The sequence below is a fragment of the Phormidium pseudopriestleyi FRX01 genome (assembly GCF_017313335.1).
In the GTDB taxonomy this organism is placed as follows: domain Bacteria; phylum Cyanobacteriota; class Cyanobacteriia; order Cyanobacteriales; family Laspinemataceae; genus Laspinema; species Laspinema pseudopriestleyi.
In genome coordinates this window covers 1-5,218 of the sequence record NZ_JAFLQW010000550.1, presented here as the reverse complement: position 1 = coordinate 5,218, position 5,218 = coordinate 1, and the positions used below count along the sequence as shown (strand labels likewise).

Below are 5,218 nucleotides of genomic sequence, written 5' to 3'. Positions count from 1 at the left end.
GCAAATATCTTAAGAAAGGTAGCGGCGACACTGGGATTTAATCTTAGTGGAGTCAGTAGGGGTGCTTTGACTACGCCCTTAAGGTTCAGATTCTGGACTCTTAAAGAATCCCACGCTCTAAAGAGCGTGGGAGTGTCAAATCTTGCTGATGTAAGCTTAGTCCTCAGACGGGATCAACAACATCTAGGGATTCATTAATAGAGCGATCGCACCCCTATTACAGCGGGTGCGATTTCTTTTGCCCTCATCCATCCTATCCCCCGGAGTTTGGCTAAACCTCGGGGAAGTTCCTGGCGCATTGGGTGAGGCGATCGCTGCATCCAAAGAGGGGATCAGGTTTTGTCCGGTCCTGAATTTCGCATCTCCCCCAGAGGTCCCTAGACCTGATGACCCGTTGAACAGAGGTCCCATTGCTCAGATCTGCCGACATTTGTCATGCCATTCACCAAATCTGGATCGGAGTTTCTAAGCCGGGAACAAAACCCGACTCTTTTAAATCTACTCAATACAGGATGCTCGAGAGTCCCCATCAGAAAACATAGAGTTTCTGTCTAAAGGCTATATTCACCCCCATCTGTCAATCCATCAGGATTTTTTTCAGACCCTTGTTCAAACTGTCCCTAATCCTAAAGTTTTATGCTGGCTTTGCCTGTCCCCCTATTTTAAGTGAAACTAACTCCCTTGCCCCCGGCCTTCTTTCCCCTGCGCCAAAGACAGCATTCGTAACATCAAAAAGAGAGATTTTTTCATCTTAAGATCTACCCTGGCTACCCTGGACCCTTTTAAATATTTATATAGCAATCCTAAATGATTTATGCCCTCTCCTGCTCCCCTCTCCCCCTTTGGGCCGCCTTATGTTGGGGGTGAGGGCATTCCACAACTGCTGCAAGGATTGCTATAGAATCTTAAGATTTCTCTTTTTAAAGTGTAACGTAGTCAATTAAACTTAAACAAAATTACCAATTTAAAATCAGGATTTAATGATTTTACTGGTTAATTTTTAGCCGTTACAAACAAATCTTTGTAACGGATTTTTTCAGGGGTTTCCATGAATTAAATCTTGATGAATTATGAAAATAATTTCCGTGGAATTGCGGAGAGCTACGCCGGATGTTTAGGGTAAGCTAAGACAAAGAAAATCAGGCAAGAATATTGTAAACAAAAATTCACTCCCGAGAATGAATTCTATTGTCCTTATTTTGAAACGTGATCCAAGATTACATCTAAAAACCGGATTGAGGTTGTAACCATAATAAACACTTATTTTTTACCGAAAATCAGGGATAGTTCCTAAGAAGACGAGAGGCGATCGCCACCAAATCCTGAAACCGGGAACCTCAAATTTTATTAAACCGTCCCCTGCTGAGAATAGAAATCAGTTGAGGGATTATTACCCGCCTTTGACCCTAGAAGGCATCAGCAAAAGCAGCTATTGTTTGCATTAACTTACGGAAATTTGCTATGAATCCTGAAGATACCATCCTAGAAGAAACTACCGAAGAAACTACAACAGTTACGACCACCAGCACAGAAGAAACCGCCGCACCCAAAACTATCACCGTCGAAGTTAGTAGCTTCACCGGAGATAATGCCAGTGGCAAACTGATTCTCGAAGAAACTGCTGCTGGCATTAACGTCACCGTCCAAGATGTCACACCGATGGCAGACATCCGAGGGGTATTCTTCAACTTAGCCGATGATTCCTTACTCAGTGGATTGCAAATCTCCGGCAGTAACGTCACCAATTCCGCCTTTGGATCGAGTGCAAATATTAGTCAGGATGCGACTGTTACCCCAAGCTCCTTTGAGGGGAACCTAGAAATTGGCACCCCTGGAATCGGCGTAGACGATATTGCCAGCACCAGCTTTACCCTATCCCACGAAACTGAAACCTTGACCTTGGATCAGTTTTTAGGTCAAAGTCTGGGATTACGCCTCACCAGTGTGGGAACCGACAATCGTGAAGGCAGCAGCAAACTCGAAGGGATCGCACCCACCACAGTAACTGAAGTGGTGCCGGAACCCGAGGAAACTCCAGAAGAACCCGTTGCCGAAACCCAACCCAAAGTCGAAGAAGTCGCAGAAGGGGAAGTCCCCACCACTGATGAAGGTGATGATGTTGCTGACGATGGAGAAGTCACCACCAATGAAGGTGATGATGTGATCGGTGATAACGGTGAAGATGTCATTGATGATGGCGAAAAAATGGATGATGGCGAAAAAATGGAAATGGACGACGATGCCGATGTTGATCCGGAAATCAAAGAACTGGTTACCGCTTATTGTGATGAAGAAGAATATTTAGCGGAAAACCCGGATGTTGCTGAAGCTGTCGAACAGGGTTTATTCAAGAGTGGGTTACAACACGCCTACAAATTTGGATATAAAGAAGAACGGAAAATCATCGCTGGGTTTGATGCCACTTTCTATGTAGAAAGTAATTCCGATGTCAAAGAGGCGATCGCCAACGGAAACTTTGAAAGTGGACTGCACCATTTCCTCAAATTTGGCTGCAAAGAAAATCGCTCTCCCAACCTCGCCTACAACGAACAAGAATATTTAGCCAGTAATCCAGACGTTAGCGAAGCGGTTCAAACCGGAGAATTTAGCAGCGGACTCACCCACTGGCTCCAATATGGACGCTTTGAAATCCGCACTTTCAGCAGCTTTTTCAGCGGGCAATTTTACCTACAACAAAACAAAGACGTTGCCACTGCCTTAAAAACCGGCAAGATTAAAAGCGTCTTCTCCCACTTCTTAAATCACGGCATCTTTGAAGGACGAATTCCCAGTGAATCCTTCAATATCGACAGTTACTTAGCACAGTATCAAGAAGTAGCCGAAGGCATCCAAAGCGGTCAATTCTCCAGTGTCATTTCCCACTTCTTCCAGTTTGGGTTCTTCAGCGGATTCCTGCCGAATCCCCCCATGCCGGAAGCAGAAATGCCGACGGATGAGGATGAAGTAGAAACCGACGAAACCTCTACCACAGAAGAGACCACCGACAGTTCCCCCATCGTCTTCAATCCGCCGCCAGTGCCCCCGACGATCCCCACCGATGGCGAACAACCCAGCGATGGCGAACAACCCACAGACGAAGAAGATCCAGCACTGACTGAAGAAACAGAAGCGATCGCCAAAACAGGTGTCTTTAACCAAGACTTCTTCCTCTCTCAACTGTCAGAACAAATCCGCGAACTCATCGGATCAGGCAAGCAATTCAGCAGCGTCCTCGAATACTACCTCCTCGAAGGACAATTCGACGCCGAAATCAGCCAGAAGAGTTTCAGTCCCCTCTTCGATTTGAGCTTCTACTTAGAGCAAAATCCCCAAATCAAAGAACTGATCGATTCTGGCGAATACGAAAGCGTCCTCGACTACTTCCTGCAAGTCGGACAAGCTCAAGGTGATATTCCCACCCAATTCTTTGACTCTGAATACTTCTTACTGCAATATTCAGAAGTTCAACAACTGATCGTCAGTGGGAAATATACCAGCGTCTTTGAATACTTCATGCAAGAAGGGTTTGAAAAAGGTCAAAATCCCCTTCCCGACTTTAATGCCGAGTTCTACTTAGAACAATTAGAGCAATATGCAGCGCAAAATCCAGACTTCGAGATGCCGGAAATTCCCTCCGGTGCAACCGAAGCGCAAAAATTCCAGATTGCCTTTACCCACTTTATTAGTATCGGCATTGAAATTGGCATCACCGCAAGCGCTACCTTCAAGGAAGAATTCTTCTTACAACAGCTAACCGAAGAAGAAAAAGCCCTGATTGGCGAAGGCAAAGAATATCCCACCGCCTTTGCCTACTATATCAAAGTCGGCAAAGAAGATGGACTCCTCTGCTCCTCCGACAACATCACCATTCCCGAATGCTCCGACTTACTCGGCGACTTAGACCCCAGCCAGTTTAATGCCACCAACGCTATCATCGGCACCGAAGGCAACGATGTGCTTCAGGGGGTCAAAAAGAAAGATGTCATCATTGGCGATGCCGGTGACGATATCCTGATTGCAGGCAAAGGTAAATCACTTCTGTTTGGCGGTGAAGGGAATGACTTACTCATCGGCAGCAAGAAGCAAGATACCCTCGTCGGTGGCGACGGCAACGACACCCTGATCGGCAATAAAGACAAAAACTTGCTGATCGGTGGCGACGGCGATGATCTCCTGATTGGCAGCGACAAGAAAGATACCCTCTGCGGTAGTGAAGGCAATGACACCCTGATTGCCGGTGGCAAAGGTAAGAGCTTGCTGATCGGTGGCAGTGGCGATGACTACCTTTATACCAGCGGTGGTAAATCCGATACCCTCGCCGGTGGTGAAGGCAGTGATACCTTTCTCCTTGATGTGAGTGGCAATAAACCGAAACACCGGACGACCATTCTCGACTTCAATGCCGAAGAAGGAGACAAAATCGAAGTCGTTGGTGGCACGTTGACTGCTGAACAACTTTTAAGTGCGGCCAAAGTCAGCGAAGTAGAGCAAACTGCTGAAGATGGAACCGTCAGCACCAAGTTCCTGACGGTTCTGAAACTCGAAGGCAAAGGAGCCGTCAACGTCTGGTCTACCTCAGCACTCACCGCCAGCAATATTTCGATTACGGGCGCTCCCAGCATCAGTATTGAAGGCGTGGAAATCACAGACGAAGGCACAATCGATGTCACCAGCATCGAAAAAGTCACCAAAGTCAGTAAGGTATTTAGCGAAGAGTATTATCTAGCGACCTATACTAATGTCGCTACCCTGATTGCTTCGGGGGAATACAGCAGCGCCTTAGACCACTTCATCGCCGTTGGCGAAGCTCAAGGAAACAGCCCAAGTCCCTTCTTTGACGAAGCCTTCTATCTGGATCAGTATCCGGAAGTCGGCGCACTCATCGAGTCGGGTGAATACAGCAGTGCTTTTGAGCATTTCCTAGAAGTCGGCTTGTCCGAGGGTCTCGTCGGTAGCGCTCTGTTTGATGAAGCCTTCTATCTGGAACAATATCCAGAAGTGGCGACACTCGTTGAGTCTGGGGAATACAGCAGTGCCTTTGCCTACTTCGTAGAGGTGGGATTCTTTGAAGGTCAAGTGTCCTGTGAGATATTTGAAGAAGACTTCTATCTCACTCAGTCCGGTGTCGCTCAGGCGATCGCCTCCGGTGAATACAGCAGCGCCTTCGCTCACTTCGTCCAAGTTGGACTCTCCAGCAGTTTAATTGCCACCTCGGAAT

Annotated in this window: 1 protein-coding gene; it reads left to right on the top strand. The window is 47.0% G+C overall.

Going from position 1 to position 5,218, the window contains the following annotated elements; genetic code table 11:
• Positions 1-1,461 precede the first annotated feature (1,461 nt).
• The coding region (locus tag J0895_RS20815; protein ID WP_242541469.1) for a calcium-binding protein at positions 1,462-5,218 on the top strand (3,757 nt) is incomplete at its 3' end.